The organism is Marinimicrobium sp. C6131 (assembly GCF_026153455.1).
GTDB lineage: Bacteria > Pseudomonadota > Gammaproteobacteria > Pseudomonadales > Cellvibrionaceae > Marinimicrobium.
The window spans coordinates 1,393,463-1,409,679 of the sequence record NZ_CP110629.1 but is presented as its reverse complement, the minus strand read 5'-3'; the positions used below and the strand labels follow the sequence as shown (position 1 = coordinate 1,409,679).

Here is a 16,217-nt window from a genome sequence, read left to right as displayed (position 1 = left end):
CCCCCTGTCAGAGGCTCATTCCTATCTGGTCCATGGTGTCCGAGACCCACTGAAGCGCTTCCAGATACGCCTGTGACAACTGACTGGGTGTAATGCCCACACTGTCCAGGTAACCCCAGTCGATCGTCTCCCAGGCACCCCGCTCGTAGTGTTCCACAATGTCCAGGATCCGGCCTTCGTGCCCCTGATGCAACAGCAGGGCCTCACTCAGTTCCGGGCTCAGCGACAGGTTGCCCAGCAGCACATCGAGAGGCACATCCATGAAGGCATCCAGTGTGGACAGCAATCCCACGGTAAAGAATGCGTCCTGACGGGCCTCCTTGTGCATCGCACTGGCGAGCGCCTCGCACATGCGGGCGCGGGTCAGAGCCGCCACACTCAGTTCGGTGGGTTTATTGCCGAGATTTGCCATGGCCAACAGGTTGACCCAGTTCTTGATGATGTCCAGGCCGAGTAGAGTAATGGCCTGGCGCAGAGACTCAATGGTTCGGGGCAGGGCAAAGGCGGCCGAATTGACCAGGCGCAACAGTTTATAGCTCAGCACCGGGTCCTGAGAGAGCAGTTGCTCGACGCGCAGGATGGAGACATCGGGGTCGTGCAGGGCGGCGAGCAGTTGCAATACGGCCTGTTTGCTCTCGGAGATCTTGTGGCCGGAAAGGATTTTCGGACGCGCAAGGAAATACCCCTGAAACAGGTCAAACCCCAGGGCCCGGCAGTGCTCGAGCATCTCGTAGGTTTCCACCTTTTCGGCCAGCAGGGTGAGGCCCAGAGGTTTGAGTTGTTCGATATGATCCAGTAGCTCGGCTTCCGACAGCTGGAGCACGTCGAGTTTGACGATGTCGGCATGGTCCAGCAGGGGGCGGGTCTGTTCGGTCAGCACGAAATCGTCCAGGGCGATGGTGTAACCCTCGGATCTCAACTGCGTCAATCCGGCCAGTAGTGCCTGATCGACTACCTGGTCTTCCAGAACCTCGACCACCATTTGACGGCGGTCAAAAGGTGGAGGCGTGATCAAGAGGGTCCGGGTGAAGTTGATATAGGCCTTGAGCTTGCCAACCACCTTCTCGAGCGAGAGATCGGTGAAGGTGTGCAGTAGCACCTGAGAGCTGGCGGAATCGCCACTGGAAAAGGTGGCCAGGTTTCCGGAGCCGGAGCGGCACAGCAGTTCGTACGCGACGACCTGCATGGATCGGTTGAAAATGGGTTGCCGCGCCAGCAGCGGTAGGAGCTCAGACATGGGGCTACTGCGTTATCCTTAAATCGAACCAGTAGGCCAGTTTAGCCCGGTACGGTCCTTGTATACAATCGCGGGGAGCGGGAGTCGGGGTGACCGTCCGGATCAGATTGATGAATATTGCGCCATTTCTGCTAAACTGGCCAGTATCGGGCGCCGGTGCACATTCATTCAGACAATAACAGCCGCGCCTTCTATCGGGGATTTCACTATGGCAAACCTGCTCAGTACCGTGGATCAGCGAACCCGTCTGGTAGGGGAAAACCGGCTGGAGCTATTGCTGTTCCGGTTGGGGAGTGCACAGCTGTTCGCGATCAATGTCTTCAAGGTCCAGGAAGTGATCAAAATGCCCCGGTTGCGCCGGGTGCCGCACAGCCACTCCCGGGTGTGCGGCGTGACCCAGTGGCGCGGGCAGACGATCCCGGTGCTGGACCTGAGCGCGTCGATTGGTGCCCGACCGTTGCCTCAGGGCGCCGAGCAGAATCTGATCGTCACCGAGTACAACCGTTCGGTTCAGGCGTTCATGACCGGGCCCGTGGATCGTATTGTCAATCTCAACTGGGAAGAGGTGTTGCCACCGCCGGAGGGGGCGGGTCGCAGCCACTTCCTGACGTCGATTACCCGTGTGGACGGTCGCCTGGTGGAGATTCTGGACGTCGAGCGGGTTCTGGCCGAAGTGGCAGAGCTCAATACGTCGGTATCGGAGCAGACTCTGGATCAGACTCTGGTGCGGGAAGCCCGGGCGCGTGGTCTGAAGGTGCTGCTTGCCGAAGACTCGGCAACCGCTGTCGCGCAGGTGCGGGAGACGCTGAACGAACTGGGGCTGGGGCTCATTGCGGTTCAGGACGGACTCAAAGCGTTGCGACAGCTGGAGACGTGGGCCGCACAGGGAAAACGGGCGTCCGATGAGGTGCTCATGTTGATCACCGATGCGGAAATGCCGGAAATGGACGGTTACCGACTCACCGCTGAAATCCGTCAATCGACGGATTTCAGCGATCTACATGTCGTGATGCACACCTCGCTCAGCGGAGGGTTCAATCAGGCGATGGTGAAGAAAGTCGGCTGCGACGCCTTTCTGTCCAAGTTTGCGCCGGACGAGCTGGCTCGCGTGGTTCAGGCGCGACTGAAAGCCTACTTGAACCTCTGATACCCCGTTGAGCGCGCGATCAGAAAGGCGCGCTCGCCTCCTCGGCGGTGATAAACGGGCTTTTCTCCCCCATCCGGTAACCGTAGATCACCGAGTAGGACAGTACGTTCTGCACGTAACCTCGGGTTTCCCGAAACGGTATGGTTTCTATCCAGACATCGTAGGGCAGTTTGTGTTTCTTCTCCCGTAGCCACTGCTTTACCCGGTAGGGGCCGGCGTTATACGCCGCTGTTGCCAGAATCCGGTTGCCGCCGAATTCAGTCAGCAATTCACTCAGATACCGGCTTCCCAGAGCGATGTTCTTTTCGGGGCTGAGCAGATCAACCCGACGATAAGGCACGCCGGCTCGCCGGGCGGTCTGTTGAGCCGTGGCGGGCATCAGCTGCATCAGGCCCATGGCGCCAGCGGGTGAGCGGGCGTGGGGCATGAAGGCACTTTCCTGGCGGGCAATGGCGAACAGCAGGTGGGGATGAATGGCGGTTTCCCGGGCTGCGGACTGCACATGTTCCTGATAGGCGAGAGGAAAGCGCATCTGCAGATCGTCCCAGAAACGGGCGCTGATCATTGCCTGAATGCCTTTGCGGTGCCAGCCCCAGCGCTGGGCCAATTTGCCGGCGGCCATAATCCGTTCGTGTTCCAGCCCTGGCACGGTGTAATACCACTCTCGGCTGGCCGCAACGGTGTCTCCTATCATCAACAATTCGTAGGCACGTTGCAGGGCCGGGTGTCGCTCCATTTCGGCCAGTACAGCCTCTGAAACCGGGGCCGGTTGGTCGAGGAGCCGATATTCGAAGCCCAACTTGTCCGCGGAGAGGAATCCGTAGAAACTCCGGGTGGCGGCAACGGCCGCGTAGAGGTCCTTCGGTTCGGGACCCGTGTTCTCAAGTGCCAGCTCCTCTATCATCCGGGCGCGCCAGTAGCGCCACCGTTCGCTGTCCTGGGCCTCGGCGGGGAGCTGGTTGAGCCAGGTGTAGGCGCGCTCCCAGTCCAGTTGTTCCAGTGCGTCGCGGATCACGGATTCGATCAACTCCGTGTTGCCGAGTGCCGGAACCGTGGCCAGCAGTTGGTCGGCCTGCTCCCGGTGGTCCTGGAATATCAGGCGCTGGGCAATGGTTTCCTGGGTGGCCAGGCGTTCAGTGTCGGAGAACAGTTGCTGGGCGTCGTAACCGCGCCACAGGGCCAGGGCCTGGATGGCGTCCCGGCGGGCGAGGCGTTGAATCCCGTGATTGATGATGTCCTGCATGGCTTCGGACTGCTCGCGAAAACGCGCCGTCTGGGCCAGTGCCTGGGGGTTGCGGTTGACCTCCCGCATGAGTTCGGCCTTGCGTTGCCAGGCCGCCGGCATCTGCCGTGCAATGTAGCTCGCCAGACCGTACTCGCGCGCCTTGACGGCTTTGGTATGGCGCTCCCAGGCGATGGCGGGGGTCAGTCGTTCCGCAGCCAACCAGCGGTCAAATACCGGGTCGCAGGCGTCCGGTTGCGAGTGAGCCACATTCCACAGGGGTTCTACCTCCTCCAGCGCGCCGGAATCATCCCCGGTCAGACGGGCGTGGAGGGCATGGCAGGCCAACTCGGTGTCTCCAAGAGGGCCGGGGTAATCGGTCAGGAACTGCGTCCAGCGTTTCTGCCGGGCGAGCGTATGCAGCCACTGACGCTGAAGCTGGTGGGCCAGATAGGACCCGGACTCAGCCTCAATAAAGGCGTTGACCGCCTCCGGGGAGGCGTTTTGCAGGTTGCGGGTGAGTTCCCGGTAGGTGAGGTACGGGGTGAGGGGATAATCCTCCAGTTGCTCAAGCAGCGCCCGGTAGCGGGTCATCTGTCGTCGTGATAGCGCATCCCGGGCATCCAGGAAAATCTGTCTCTGGGCCAGGCGGTCCTGGCTCTCCGAGGCCGCGTCCGGCCAGGTGACACCCTCCGGGGAAGAATCAGCGAGTGCGACAGGTATTGCCAGGGACATGCCGATAAAGACGGCAATCCGGGGAAAATGGGATCGAATACGCAGCGACCACATGGTGTTGCTACCTCATTTTCTCGTACATTGACCGGTAATTCGCCGATTGACCGGATTATTCTTCTGTGGCGTGAAGGAAGGCTGTATGATGCCCCTCCGTCCCGCGGTTGTTAAATCAGCATAACAGGCCCCAAGGGCTTGCGCTACTGGCGTTCCGCGATAAGAACCGGTTTTTTATTTCCTTTGTGCAAGACATCAAAAAGTAATCCCATGTCATTGATTCGCTTAGAAAACGCCCAACTCAGTTATGGCCTGCAAGTGTTGCTGGACGGGGTTGATCTGTCCGTTGAGAAGGGCCGTCGGCTCTGTCTTATTGGCCGCAATGGGACCGGTAAGTCCAGCCTGATGAAAGTCTTGGCCGGTGAGGTCGAACTCGATGGCGGGACTGTCCAGGTCGGGCCCGAAGTCAAAGTGGCACGACTGGCCCAGGATCTCCCGGAAGCCGATGACAAGACCGTGTTTGACCTGGTGGCCGAGGGGCTGGGGGATGTCGGTGGATTGTTGCAAAAATTCCATCACCTGTCGCAGGCTGGCGGCGAGGGTGATATGAACGAGCTGTCGCGTCTGCAGCAGCAGATCGAAGCTCAGGACGGCTGGCAGTTCCAACAGAAGGTGGATACCACCCTGACCCGGTTGGGGCTTGAGGGTGACTGGGCCATGGCCAGTCTGTCCGGAGGCTGGCGCCGCCGGGTCGCTCTGGCTCAGGCGCTGGTGTCTGGACCCGATGTGCTGTTGCTTGACGAGCCGACCAACCACCTCGACATTGCCGCCATTGAATGGCTTGAGCAGCAGCTTCTCCAATTTCCGGGTGCGCTGGTATTCATCACACACGACCGGTCTCTGCTACAGAAGTTGGCGACGGATATCGCCGAACTGGACCGGGGACACCTGCGTACCTGGTCCGGCACTTACGACCGGTACCTGGAGTACCGGGAGCAGGCGTTGGCGGAAGAGGCCCGTCACAACGCCCTGTTTGACAAGAAGCTGGCCCAGGAAGAGGTCTGGATCCGCCAGGGGATCAAGGCGCGCCGGACGCGGAATGAGGGGCGGGTTCGGGCCCTGAAAGCCATGCGGGATACTCGTAAGGAGCGCCGCGAACTGCAGGGCAAGTCCTCATTCTCGGTCAGTTCCGGCGAGCGATCCGGAAAGCTGGTGGCCGAGCTGGAGCGGGTGTCCTACGGCTACCCGGACAAAGCGATTGTCTCGGACTTTTCCTCCGTGATCATGCGCGGGGACCGGATCGGCCTGATCGGTGCCAATGGCGCGGGCAAGAGCACACTGCTGAAGCTGATTCTGGGTGAACTGGAGCCCCAACGGGGTCGTGTGCGTTTGGGAACCCAGTTACAGGTGGCCTATTTCGACCAGTTGCGGGAACAGCTCAATCTCGATCAGAGCGCGGTGGACAACATTGCCGAGGGGCGAGAGTTCATCGAACTCAACGGTAAGTCCCGTCACATCATTTCCTATCTGAGTGATTTCCTGTTTACCGGTGAACGGGCGAGGACCCCCTTGCGGGCGCTGTCCGGGGGCGAGCGGAATCGGGTTCTGCTGGCCAAGCTGTTCAGCAAGCCGGCCAATCTGCTGGTCATGGATGAGCCGACCAACGACCTGGATGTGGAGACGCTTGAGCTGCTCGAGGACCTGTTGACGGATTACGACGGAACCGTGTTGCTGGTCAGCCACGACCGGGCGTTCCTCAATAATATCGTCACCAGCGTCATCGCGTTTGAAGGACGCGGCCAGGTGCGCGAGTATGTGGGTGGCTATGACGACTGGTTGCGCCAGGGTGGACGTTGGACGGACGACAGCGTACCTTCGGAGCCCGCCCCCGAGATGGCCTCACCCGCGTCGCCGGCCCCTGCCGCGACGGCGGCAAAGCCCAAAAAGCTCAGCTATAAACTGCAGCGGGAGTTTGACCAGTTACCGGAGCGTATCGAAGCGCTTGAAGCCCGGTTGGAAACGCTGCAGCAGCAGGCGGCCGATCCGGTGTTCTACAATGAGTCTCAGGACAAGGTGGATGCTCACCTGAAGGCGCTGGCCGATGTGGAGGCCGAGTTGGAAGGTTGCTTTGAGCGCTGGGCCGAGCTGGAAGACATGCAGGGCGCCTGAAGGCGCCCCCAGACGATCAATCAGGTCTCGCGGGTATCGGCTTGCGCCACCCGGACGGCAAGCACGTCGCAACTGGCACCGTGCAGGACGCTGTTGGAGGTGGAGCCGAGTAACAGGGCGAAGCCTTTCCGGCCGTGGCTGCCCACGATGATCAGGTCGGCTCCCTCCTGGTTGGCAAGATAATGCAGTTCCGTCGCGGGCTGACCCACCAGAACATGTTCCTGCTGGATGGGAAAGTCGACATGCTGGGTGAGCCGGTGCAGCTCCTGCTCGGCTTTCAGTTGCAGTTGCTCCTGGACTTCTGACAGGTCGACGGGCATGTCGCCACCGTAAGCGAACGTCAGAGGTTCAATGACATGGGCGACGCTGACGGTGGCCTGGCAGGCCCGGGCGAGCTCTGTGGCCCTCTGCAGAACCTGAGGTGACTCCTCGGACAAGTCCAGGCCAGCAATAATATGTTTGTAAATTGCCATAATCTGACTTCCCGTAAGTGATTGGCGAACGCTCCGCAAGCGCGAGCGGTTTTTCGCTCGCTGACTCTAATGATAGTAGCACTTTTAAAGCGTGGGATCAGGGGAACCGATAATACCCGGAGGGGAGAACATTGAATCTTTGGATCGTCGTCATTCTGCTGGGTGTGCTGGCCATGGTGCTGGGGCCGGTCATGATGCTCCAGCCCAGTGAGCGCGACCGGCAGCAGGAAGCGGTGCGTCGGCGCGCGACCGAAAAGGGCCTGCGGGTAACTCTGGAAGCATTGCCGCGACAGGCCACCGATCTCAGCGAACCGGAGCGACTGCCGGTTTACCGCCAGCCCGCCGCCAAAGGGGGAGGGCCCGTCCAAGACTGGATGCTGGTGCGGACTCCCTATGAGCACGAATCCCACCTGATGGGCTACTGGGCCTGGCAGGGAAGGGGGAGAGCGACACCGGCGGAGCTGCACTGTCTGCGCGATCGCCTGCCGCAAATGCCTCGTTCGGTGCAAGCGCTCAGTGGCGACCCGGGGGGGTGGTCAGTGTATTGGACGGAAGCGGGAGGGGACCGGGCGTTCGCTGTGGTGGAGGAGACTCTGGCGGCACTCAGGGATTGTAGTCCGTCTCCGGCATCAACGCCTGGCTGAGGGCCTTGCGCTTACCCTGAATCACGTCCCCGAGCTCCCGAATCATCGCCATGCGCTGGGGGTAGGGGTGATCGGAGCCGATCAATAACCCCTGGGCGCGTTTGTAGTACGCCTGGGACGTGGTGATGTCACCGCGTTGTAGCGCCTTGTGACCCTCGGCGATATAGGTCACCACATCAATCATCAGTCGCGTCCAGGACAGCTCCAGGAGGTAGTCGCTGAGTGTTTCTCCCTCCAGTCGCCCTTCATTGTCCTGTCGGCGCAAGACCTTGGCGGCCTGATCCAGGCACTCCTTGGCCCGAGCCATTTCGGCATCGCTCTCCCGCAACCGACCGGCATGGTTTGGTTCCTGGTTGTGCAACATCTCGTCCGCCCGCTCCCGGACATGGGCGATCCGGGTTTCCAGGTGGGTTTTGTCGCCTTCCTCGAGCTCCAGCATCTGCTCCAGAAGGTGCAGTATTTCGCGGTTGATGCAGCGGGCAATCGCGCGGTTGGGCAGCGTTTCCTCGATGCCGACCAGGACTTCCTCAAGCGCGTCAATGCGCCAGCGAAGCCGGCGCTGGCGCGACCGGATCTGGCGAAAGCGCTCCTCGCGCAGGTTCACCAGGTGCACGATCAGCAGCGAGAACAGCAGCAGTAATGTCAGCAGCAACAGGCTGGCCATGGTGCTCCGGTGGTCCACAGTGAAAGAAATAATTCGAGACGGGGTGACACCCGCTTTTCAGGTTGTCGGCCCGGGCCGACAAAGCTTTATGATCTATTTTTATCAAAGCCTTGTAAATCAAGTAGATAGAAGCATGAGGCGGCGGCCTTTCCCGGGGGTATCAGCGTCCTGGATGGAGCACCTGAGCAATGAGTCGGGCGGGGCTAAACCGGCCTTTCAGTCAAGTCGCGACTTGACCCAGCCCGGTTGAGGACTTATATATGCGCACCTCAACCGGCATTTTGCAGCGCTCTGGCCATCCGGCTAGCCGCTCTCACTCGGAACGGACAAAGAAGAGTCGCATGGGTAAATCCTTAGTTATTGTCGAATCCCCGGCCAAGGCCAAAACGATCAACAAATATCTGGGCAACGATTACATCGTCAAGTCCAGTGTCGGCCACATTCGGGACCTGCCCACCAGCGGCAACTCCAAACCGGTCGATCCCAAAGAGCGTGCCCGTCAGGCTGCCAAGACCCGCAAGCTGTCGCCGGCCGAGAAGGCCAGGTACAAGGCGAAAAAGCAGAAGGAGCAGTTGATCAAACGGATGGGGATTGATCCCGAGCACGGCTGGGAAGCCCATTATGAGATTCTGCCGGGCAAGGAAAAGGTGGTCGAAGAGCTGCGTAAGTTGGCCGCCAAAGCCGACACCATCTACCTCGCAACGGACTTGGACCGCGAGGGGGAGGCGATCGCCTGGCACCTGCAGGAAGCGATCGGCGGTCAACCCGAACAGTATCGGCGGGTCGTTTTCAACGAGATCACCAAGAGCGCGATTCAGAACGCCTTCAAACAGCCGGGCCGGATCGATCGGGACCGGGTCAATGCCCAACAGGCGCGCCGTTTCCTCGACCGTGTGGTCGGCTATATGTTGTCGCCCCTGCTGTGGGAAAAGATTGCCCGTGGGCTGTCTGCCGGACGGGTGCAGTCGGTCGCGGTGCGTCTGGTGGTTGAGCGCGAACGGGAAATTCGGGCCTTCGTGCCCGAGGAGTACTGGACCCTGGCCGCCCAGCTGAAAGCCGGCGGCGGGGAAGCGGTGCGCTTTGAGGTCAAGAAGCAGGGTGACAAAGCCTTCAAGCCACTCAATGAGTCCCAGGCCATGGCCGCGGTCAAGGCGCTTGAAGGGGCGCGCTACGAGGTGGCCGACCGCGAGGACAAGCCCACCAGGTCCAAACCACCCGCACCTTTTATCACCTCTACGCTCCAGCAGGCGGCGAGCACGCGGCTGGGGTTTGGTGTCAAGAAAACCATGATGATGGCTCAGCGTCTGTATGAGGCGGGCTACATCACCTACATGCGAACCGATTCCACCAACCTGAGCCAGGAAGCGGTGGCCAACTGTCGCGACTTTATCCAGGACGAGTACGGCAAGCGCTATCTGCCGGATAGCCCGTTGGTCTACTCCAGCAAGGAAGGGGCCCAGGAAGCGCACGAGGCGATCCGTCCGTCCAGTGTGACGGTCAAGCCCAACCATCTGAGTGGTATGGAGCGCGACGCCGAGCGGCTGTATACCCTGATCTGGCAGCAGTTCGTGGCCTGTCAGATGAGCCCGGCGGAATTTACCAGTACCTCGATCGTGGTCAAGGCCGAAGACTTCGAGCTCCGCACCCGCGGCCGGGTCATTCGTTTTGACGGCTTCCTGAAGGTACTGCCTCCGGTGGCCAAAAAAGATGAAGATGTGGTGCTGCCGGATATCAAGGTGGGGCAGGTTCTGCCGCTGATCAAACTTGAGCCCTCCCAGCACTTCACCAAACCGCCGGCGCGCTTTACCGAAGCGAGTCTGGTCAAGGAGCTTGAAAAGCGTGCCATTGGTCGGCCGTCAACCTACGCGTCAATCATTTCAACCATTCAGGACCGGGGCTACGTGCGGCAGGAGAACCGTCGGTTCTACGCCGAAAAAATGGGGGATATTGTCACCGAGCGTCTGGTGGAAAGTTTCGATGACCTGATGGACTACGGGTTCACGGCCAGCATGGAGGACTCTCTGGATGACGTTGCCCAGGGTGAGAAAAACTGGCAGCAGTTGCTCGATGAATTTTACGCGGAGTTCACCCGCAAACTCGAGCAGGCTCAGAGCAGTGAAAACGGTATGCGGGCCAACTCACCCACCGATACCGATATCAAGTGCGATCAGTGCGGTCGGCCAATGCAGATCCGCACCGGAAGCACCGGCGTGTTCCTGGGCTGCTCGGGCTACAGTCTGCCGCCCAAAGAGCGCTGTAAAAACACCATGAATCTGGTCTCCGGCGACGAGGCGCTCGATGCGGATGCGGATGAAGAGGCCGAGTCCCGGCTGCTGCGCACCAAGCGCCGGTGTAAGCTGTGCAACACCGCAATGGACAGTTATCTGCTCGACAGCAAGCGCAAATTGCACATCTGCGGCAACAACCCGGATTGCCCGGGATACGAAGTGGAAGAGGGTAGCTTCAAGCTGAAAGGGTATGAAGGACCGACGCTTGAGTGCGACAAGTGTGGCAGCGAGATGCAGTTGAAGACCGGCCGTTTCGGCAAGTATTTCGGCTGCACCAACAGCGAGTGCAAAAATACCCGTAAGCTGCTCAAAAGCGGAGAGCCGGCGCCACCGAAAATGGACCCGGTACCCATGCCGGAACTCAAGTGCGAGAAGGTGGATGACACTTACGTACTGCGAGATGGCGCTTCAGGCCTCTTTCTGGCCGCGAGTCAGTTCCCCAAAAACCGGGAAACCCGAGCCCCTCTGGTGGCGGAAATTCTGCCCCATAAAAAGGAGATCGACCCCAAGTACACGTTTCTGTTCTCCGCACCCACCGAGGATCCGGATGGTAATAAGACGGTGATTCGCTACAGCCGGAAAACCAAAGAGCAGTATGTACAGTCGGAAGTCGAGGGCAAGGCGACGGGATGGAAGGCCTTTTACGAAAAAGGCAAATGGGTTGCCAACAAGTAATCAGCCATTGGGCTGTTGTTGAGGTTTGTTAATGGCCGGAACGAGTCTGACACGGGTTAACCAGAAAGTGGCCTACTGTCGTGCGCTGCTCAAGCAGCTCGTCAACGACGGCGAGCCAGGCAACGCCAATGAGCGCCTGCGCCAGCAGGCGTTGCTCGACGCGGCGGCGTTTCATCTGCTCTGTGCTTATCGGCACTATCTGAGGGAGTTGGCGGAAAGCTACGCGGTTCCGGACGTGACCCGGATCAGCACTGAACGGGACTTGCTGGAGGCCCTGGAGCGCTTTGGCAAGAACCCTTCAGAAGCCCGGGAGCTGCTCAGTCTGCGTCAGGATCCGGACAGTTGGCTGCATGCCCTTCAGGAGGCCTATGACGCCTGTTGGGCCGCTTCCGGTGCGGCTCCTGTGGCCCGTATCGAGGTGCTGGACCTGGAAGCGCCTGAGGGGGCCCCCGGGAAAATTACCCACCGTCGAATGGCTCAGTGGTTTGAGGCATTCAATCAACTGGTGGAGCGGCAACGCGAAACCAGCGCCGAGTACTGAGGGCGCCCAGAGCCGACAGCCTGTGGTAAACTGGCCCTCAGTAATCACCGAAGAAGGCGGAGTCGTTATGTCATCATCCCTGTATGAAATCGTAGAGCTGGCCAATGGCGACGTGGTTCTGCAGCGGGCCGATGAAAATGGCGAACCCCTGGTCAGCATCCGGTTCTCCGCCGACTCTCTTTCCTACATGCGCGAGGGCAAACTGGATGTGGCCAAAGCCATGATCGAGGCGGGTATGGAAGCGGCCAGTGAGATCGCCGAAGACGGTGTGGAGGATTTTCTGGGTGAGTTTGCCGATACCGAGGAAAAGCCGGTCTATCACTGACCTTTGATCTCGCCCTCCTGGGAGGGGCGTTCGAGTCGCTCCTGCCCTGGAGCGGCGCAGTTTTGCTTGCCCGTTATCGAACCCGCAACAGCAAGGCCTGACACTGTCCCTGCCGCGCAGCGGACTCGAGCTGTCTGAGTTCACGGTCGCTCAAGGCTCCGGGGCTGGCGATGACCGTGTGGCTGTTACCTCTGGCAAGCGCCTCCCACAGTATCCAGCGGTTGTCTTCCGTCTCCGGCGCGTGAATCAGGCGGATGCCCCGGACGTCCACGCCGTAACGCTCGAGCAACCGCCGATCCACCGGGCCGGGGCTGATCCAGGTCAACCAGCGATCGCTCACGGTTCGGCTCAAGTGCGCTACCATGGGCAGTAGCAGTTGGGTCTGTTCGGGCGCGTTGTGGGTCAGCACCAGCTCGGTGATACCGCCTGCGGGTACCGGTGCGGCTGACTGAACGGGGGCGTTAATCACGGCGAATGACTCCTACACTGAGACCTTCAATAGTGAACTCCTGGTCGCGCAGGTCCACTTCAATAACATCAAAATCCGGGTTTTCGGGCCAGAGTTCCACCTGGGCGCGATTGCCGACCCGTTTGAACCGTTTCACCGTCACCTCATCGCCGATACGCGCCACCACAATCTGGCCGTTGCGGACCTGTTGAGTGCGGTGTACCGCCAGGAGATCGCCATCCAGAATGCCGGCGTCTTTCATACTCATGCCGTGAACCCGCAGGAGGTAGTCGGCCTGGGGCGTGAAAAAACTGTGGGGCAGTTGGCAGTAGTCTTCGATGTGCTCCTGGGCGAGAATCGGACTGCCGGCCGCGACACGTCCAACCAGCGGCAGCCCCTGCTGGGGTTCGACCAGTTTGATGCCACGGGAGGCACCGGGGATGACCTCAATGGCGCCTTTACGGGCCAGGGCCTTGATGTGTTCCTCCGCCGCATTGGCCGATTTGTATCCCAGAATACGGGCAATCTCGGCGCGGGTCGGCGGATAGCCGGTTTCTTCCGCGTAATTCTTGATCAACTGCAGCACCTTTTCCTGGCGAGGGGTCAAGTTGTACATGGCGAGCTCCGTTGGTGACCGCTGTGGTCTGGGTTTTTATACAGATATTGTGATTATATACAGTTATCACCTGTATGCAAGCACAGGTGATAAAAGTAGGGTCGGACGCGCGAGGGGGGGCTGGGGATCAGTCGTCGTAGCCGGGGAACAGGTCGGGCTCAATGTCATTCAGGGGGTTGTTCCAGGAATCCGGGACCATAACCTCATCGTCGTTCCAGCGGTCTTCCTGGCTGAGTTCGTAGGCGGCTTCGGAGTCCTCGGGGGCGGCGGCCGGTACCAGTGGCAATTGCGGCCAGGTTTCCAGATCAAATTCACCGATAGCCCCATCGAGATACTGCACTTCAATGGTGCCTTGTTGCTCATCCAGGGCGACCACTTCAAAGACTTGCTGGTCCTCACGATCGAAGTACCAGCTGCCAATGCTTGGAGACTGAAAGCCCATGGTTCACTTCTCCCCTTCGTGTGGATGAAAACCGGATCCGTCGTGCGCAGTCGCACGGCGTTAAGTTACCTTACCACGGCTGTTCCGCTACCTCGCAAGGCCCTCCGGCCATCGTGAGGATGAGCGCTGGCGCCCAATCCGGGAGGGCTCTTGCAGCGGTTGCGGTAATTGCCTAATTTTCCTTGAAGTTTTGGCTTTTGGACCGGCGTGGGTATACTCCGCTGAGTCGAAATGAATCTATCGGCAGGGTTTTACATAAAAACTTTGTCTAAACCTGATTGAGTGATTGCCATGGAATTGTGGGAACCGATTAAGACATTCTTGACCGATCTGGCTGATCGGGATCAGCTGTGGATCGTGCACGCGTTCGGTGTGGTCATGGCCACTCTGGTCCTGGCCATGGTTGTCAGCTATGTGGTCAAACGACTGGAGCGAAAGGCGGACAAGGGGAACGCAATCTGGCTGATGATGGCGTTCCGGTCGGTTCGGCCGCCACTGAAGGGTATTATTTGGCTGCTGGGTATCAGTTGGGCGAGCTATCTGACCCATCAGGGCGCGGACATCGAGCTGATGGGAGCGGTTGAAACCATCCGTCAGGTGGGGATCGTACTGCTGGTCACCTGGTTCCTGGTGCGTTTTATCAAACTGGGTGAACAGGAGTTTCTGAACCCCAGGGTGGGTGAGCCGGGCGACCCGACCACGGTGGGGGCGGTCAGCAAGTTGCTGCGGGCCTCCGTGGTCATTACCGCGGGGCTGGGGCTGCTGCAGGCCCTCGGGTACAGTATCTCCGGCGTGCTGGCCTTTGGTGGTGTGGGGGGGATCGCCGTGGGTTTCGCGGCGAAAGACCTCCTCGCGAACTTCTTTGGTGGCCTGACGATCTATATGGATCGACCGTTTGCGGTGGGTGATTGGGTGCGGTCACCGGACAAGGAAATTGAAGGGGTGGTGGAAAACATCGGTTGGCGCCAGACGCGTATTCGAACCTTTGACCGCCGGCCCCTGTATGTGCCCAACGCGACTTTCACCCAGATTTCCGTGGAAAACCCGTCGCGCATGGAGAATCGGCGGATCCTCGAGACCATCGGTATTCGCTACGACGATGTCGACAAAATGGGTGCCATTGTGGCGGACGTCCGGCAGATGTTGCTGGACGATGAACGCATCGAAACAGACACCCAGACGCTGATCGTCAACTTCAATACCTTCGCGGCGAGTTCTCTGGACTTCTTCGTCTACACGTTCACCAAGACCGTCAACTGGGTGGAATTTCACGAGATCAAGCAGGATATCATGCTGAAAATTGCCGATATCATCACTGGGTACGGCGCGGAGATCGCTTACCCGACGTCCACCCTGCATGTGCCTGAGCCGGTCCGCCTGTCCGGAAGCGAAGGCGCTGGCGCCGCCGGGGCCCAGAGCGAGGCATCGTCGGTCGGGAAGGTGTCAGGGAAGCAGAGTGCGCCGACCAACCGCTCAGCCGGTGATACCTCTTATGGCCCCGAGATCGATGGTGAGCCATCCGGTGGCGACGGTGACTGATTCACGTTGGCCTGTTGGGGCGGAGCGCCTATATTCCCTGAACGAGCTGGAGTGTGCGCTTGACCGTCTCGCCCGGGAGATGGAAGAGGCACTCACCGGGCCCGAGCCGCTGCTGGTGTTGACCGTGATGCATGGCGGGCTGGTCACGGCCGGGCATCTGTTGCCGCGTCTGTCGATGCCTCTGGAAACCGATTATGTGCACGCCAGTCGCTACGGGCATCGGATGGCAGGAGGCGACCAGCTGAGTTGGCTGCACCGCCCGGCGACCCCGCTGGCGGGCAGGCGGGTCCTGATTGTCGACGATATCCTCGACCGGGGTCTGACGCTAGAGGCGCTTGTGGACACGTGCAGGGCGCAGCGAGCGCATTCCGTTCACACCGTGGCAATGGTGCAGAAATGTTTGTCTGAGCCCCCGGCGATTGAAGCCGACTTTGTCGGGTTGACCGTGCCTGATCGTTTTGTGTTCGGGTTTGGTATGGACTATCAGGGGCTTTGGCGTAATGCCCCGGGAATATTTGCAGTCCCCGTGTCCTGTAACGGAGACTGAGAGCTTGTCAGTGGTGCCGTTCTCTTATTGTCCATATAACCAAAAATGCTAAGAGTGTCGCAAAATCCACACCCAAGACTGGACAATCGGAGCCATATGGCTTAAAACGTGGGCGTCCGTCAAAACGGACGCCGTTAGGCCCGGGTGACCGGGTGAAAGACGTCAGGACTTTTGATAAGAATAATGGGGTATCACTATGGCTGAGCGAGCGTCAGGAACCGTCAAATGGTTCAACAACGCCAGAGGCTACGGGTTTATCACCTGTGGCGAAGACAGTGACGATATTTTCGTGCACTACCGCAACATCCGAGGTGAAGGCTACCGCTCCCTGTCGGAAGGACAGAGCGTGGAGTTTGAGCTGCTCGAGGGTGATAAAGGGCTCCAGGCCGACGACGTTGTCGCCGTTGCCTGACACCTGTGCGGTCACCCGTCGCCGGTAGCGGGCGGGTGTTTTCCAATCGACCCGGTGAAGGCGGTGCGCCTCCCGGTTATTCCTTTCCGTCTCTAATCC

16 protein-coding genes are annotated in these 16,217 nt (G+C 59.8%); 9 read left to right on the top strand and 7 right to left on the bottom strand.

What is annotated here, in order from left to right; genetic code table 11:
• Positions 1 to 7 precede the first annotated feature (7 nt).
• Positions 8 to 1,237, bottom strand: coding sequence for an EAL and HDOD domain-containing protein (locus OOT55_RS05950; protein ID WP_265368211.1), 1,230 nt, complete (start codon positions 1,235 to 1,237; stop codon positions 8 to 10).
• 208 nt (positions 1,238 to 1,445) lie between these two features.
• On the opposite strand from OOT55_RS05950, the gene OOT55_RS05945 reads away from it, so the two are divergent.
• A complete protein-coding gene (locus tag OOT55_RS05945) occupies positions 1,446 to 2,384 on the top strand; it encodes a chemotaxis protein (RefSeq protein WP_265368210.1) in 939 nt (312 codons plus the stop codon).
• A 19-nt stretch (positions 2,385 to 2,403) separates the two neighbouring features.
• On the opposite strand, the gene OOT55_RS05940 is transcribed toward OOT55_RS05945, so the two are convergent.
• Positions 2,404 to 4,395, bottom strand: a complete 1,992-nt coding sequence (locus tag OOT55_RS05940) for a transglycosylase SLT domain-containing protein (protein WP_265368209.1) — start codon at positions 4,393 to 4,395, stop codon at positions 2,404 to 2,406.
• A 210-nt stretch (positions 4,396 to 4,605) separates the two neighbouring features.
• Here OOT55_RS05940 and OOT55_RS05935 point away from each other — a divergent pair, with 210 nt between their 5' ends.
• Positions 4,606 to 6,504: an ATP-binding cassette domain-containing protein gene (locus OOT55_RS05935; RefSeq protein ID WP_265368208.1), complete on the top strand. Its 1,899-nt coding sequence runs from the start codon at positions 4,606 to 4,608 to the stop codon at positions 6,502 to 6,504.
• 20 nt (positions 6,505 to 6,524) lie between these two features.
• On the opposite strand, the gene OOT55_RS05930 is transcribed toward OOT55_RS05935, so the two are convergent.
• Positions 6,525 to 6,977, bottom strand: coding sequence for a universal stress protein (locus tag OOT55_RS05930; RefSeq protein WP_265368207.1), 453 nt, complete (start codon positions 6,975 to 6,977; stop codon positions 6,525 to 6,527).
• A gap of 131 nt (positions 6,978 to 7,108) precedes the next feature.
• Here OOT55_RS05930 and OOT55_RS05925 point away from each other — a divergent pair, with 131 nt between their 5' ends.
• Positions 7,109 to 7,621 carry a hypothetical protein gene (locus OOT55_RS05925; RefSeq protein ID WP_265368206.1) on the top strand — a complete coding sequence of 171 codons (513 nt, stop codon included), beginning with the start codon at positions 7,109 to 7,111 and terminating at the stop codon, positions 7,619 to 7,621.
• Here the strand turns inward: OOT55_RS05925 and OOT55_RS05920 are convergent.
• The gene (locus OOT55_RS05920) at positions 7,581 to 8,285 is read right to left on the bottom strand and encodes a hypothetical protein (RefSeq protein ID WP_265368205.1); all 705 of its coding nucleotides are present in this window, start codon (positions 8,283 to 8,285) and stop codon (positions 7,581 to 7,583) included. The genes OOT55_RS05925 and OOT55_RS05920 overlap by 41 nt on opposite strands.
• A 341-nt stretch (positions 8,286 to 8,626) precedes the next feature.
• Here OOT55_RS05920 and topA point away from each other — a divergent pair, with 341 nt between their 5' ends.
• The 3 genes from topA (at position 8,627) to OOT55_RS05905 (ending at position 12,114) form a co-directional block, all read left to right on the top strand.
• The gene (gene topA, locus OOT55_RS05915; RefSeq protein ID WP_265368204.1) at positions 8,627 to 11,248 is read left to right on the top strand and encodes a type I DNA topoisomerase; all 2,622 of its coding nucleotides are present in this window, start codon (positions 8,627 to 8,629) and stop codon (positions 11,246 to 11,248) included.
• A gap of 31 nt (positions 11,249 to 11,279) precedes the next feature.
• A complete protein-coding gene (locus OOT55_RS05910; RefSeq protein WP_265368203.1) occupies positions 11,280 to 11,789 on the top strand; it encodes a DUF6586 family protein in 510 nt (169 codons plus the stop codon).
• A gap of 67 nt (positions 11,790 to 11,856) precedes the next feature.
• Complete coding sequence (locus tag OOT55_RS05905) at positions 11,857 to 12,114, top strand: hypothetical protein (protein WP_024460338.1); 258 nt, start codon at positions 11,857 to 11,859, stop codon at positions 12,112 to 12,114.
• 73 nt (positions 12,115 to 12,187) lie between these two features.
• On the opposite strand, the gene OOT55_RS05900 is transcribed toward OOT55_RS05905, so the two are convergent.
• The 3 genes from OOT55_RS05900 to OOT55_RS05890 all read right to left on the bottom strand — a co-directional run bounded on the left by OOT55_RS05900 (position 12,188) and on the right by OOT55_RS05890 (position 13,620).
• Positions 12,188 to 12,583, bottom strand: a complete 396-nt coding sequence (locus OOT55_RS05900) for a cell division inhibitor SulA (protein WP_265368202.1) — start codon at positions 12,581 to 12,583, stop codon at positions 12,188 to 12,190.
• On the bottom strand, positions 12,576 to 13,178 hold the full coding sequence (lexA, locus tag OOT55_RS05895) for a transcriptional repressor LexA (protein ID WP_265368201.1): 603 nt from the start codon (positions 13,176 to 13,178) through the stop codon (positions 12,576 to 12,578). Before lexA ends, OOT55_RS05900 begins: the two co-directional genes overlap by 8 nt.
• A gap of 127 nt (positions 13,179 to 13,305) precedes the next feature.
• Positions 13,306 to 13,620 (bottom strand): DUF6763 family protein, encoded by a 315-nt coding sequence (locus OOT55_RS05890; RefSeq protein WP_265368200.1) that lies wholly within the window; start codon positions 13,618 to 13,620, stop codon positions 13,306 to 13,308.
• A gap of 291 nt (positions 13,621 to 13,911) precedes the next feature.
• On the opposite strand from OOT55_RS05890, the gene OOT55_RS05885 reads away from it, so the two are divergent.
• The 3 genes from OOT55_RS05885 (at position 13,912) to OOT55_RS05875 (ending at position 16,118) form a co-directional block, all read left to right on the top strand.
• Positions 13,912 to 15,159, top strand: a complete 1,248-nt coding sequence (locus OOT55_RS05885; protein WP_265368199.1) for a mechanosensitive ion channel family protein — start codon at positions 13,912 to 13,914, stop codon at positions 15,157 to 15,159.
• Positions 15,152 to 15,706, top strand: coding sequence for a hypoxanthine-guanine phosphoribosyltransferase (locus OOT55_RS05880; RefSeq protein WP_265368198.1), 555 nt, complete (start codon positions 15,152 to 15,154; stop codon positions 15,704 to 15,706). Before OOT55_RS05885 ends, OOT55_RS05880 begins: the two co-directional genes overlap by 8 nt.
• A 196-nt stretch (positions 15,707 to 15,902) precedes the next feature.
• The gene (locus OOT55_RS05875) at positions 15,903 to 16,118 is read left to right on the top strand and encodes a cold-shock protein (protein ID WP_024460332.1); all 216 of its coding nucleotides are present in this window, start codon (positions 15,903 to 15,905) and stop codon (positions 16,116 to 16,118) included.
• Positions 16,119 to 16,217: the final 99 nt, after the last annotated feature.

Coding starts and splice junctions, on each gene's coding strand:
- OOT55_RS05950 (WP_265368211.1), bottom strand. CDS start 1,237: ATGTCTGAGCTCCTACCGCTGCTGGCGCGGCAACCCATTTTCAACCGA.
- OOT55_RS05945 (WP_265368210.1), top strand. CDS start 1,446: ATGGCAAACCTGCTCAGTACCGTGGATCAGCGAACCCGTCTGGTAGGG.
- OOT55_RS05940 (WP_265368209.1), bottom strand. CDS start 4,395: ATGTGGTCGCTGCGTATTCGATCCCATTTTCCCCGGATTGCCGTCTTT.
- OOT55_RS05935 (WP_265368208.1), top strand. CDS start 4,606: ATGTCATTGATTCGCTTAGAAAACGCCCAACTCAGTTATGGCCTGCAA.
- OOT55_RS05930 (WP_265368207.1), bottom strand. CDS start 6,977: ATGGCAATTTACAAACATATTATTGCTGGCCTGGACTTGTCCGAGGAG.
- OOT55_RS05920 (WP_265368205.1), bottom strand. CDS start 8,285: ATGGCCAGCCTGTTGCTGCTGACATTACTGCTGCTGTTCTCGCTGCTG.
- topA (WP_265368204.1), top strand. CDS start 8,627: ATGGGTAAATCCTTAGTTATTGTCGAATCCCCGGCCAAGGCCAAAACG.
- OOT55_RS05910 (WP_265368203.1), top strand. CDS start 11,280: ATGGCCGGAACGAGTCTGACACGGGTTAACCAGAAAGTGGCCTACTGT.
- OOT55_RS05905 (WP_024460338.1), top strand. CDS start 11,857: ATGTCATCATCCCTGTATGAAATCGTAGAGCTGGCCAATGGCGACGTG.
- lexA (WP_265368201.1), bottom strand. CDS start 13,178: ATGTACAACTTGACCCCTCGCCAGGAAAAGGTGCTGCAGTTGATCAAG.
- OOT55_RS05890 (WP_265368200.1), bottom strand. CDS start 13,620: ATGGGCTTTCAGTCTCCAAGCATTGGCAGCTGGTACTTCGATCGTGAG.
- OOT55_RS05885 (WP_265368199.1), top strand. CDS start 13,912: ATGGAATTGTGGGAACCGATTAAGACATTCTTGACCGATCTGGCTGAT.
- OOT55_RS05875 (WP_024460332.1), top strand. CDS start 15,903: ATGGCTGAGCGAGCGTCAGGAACCGTCAAATGGTTCAACAACGCCAGA.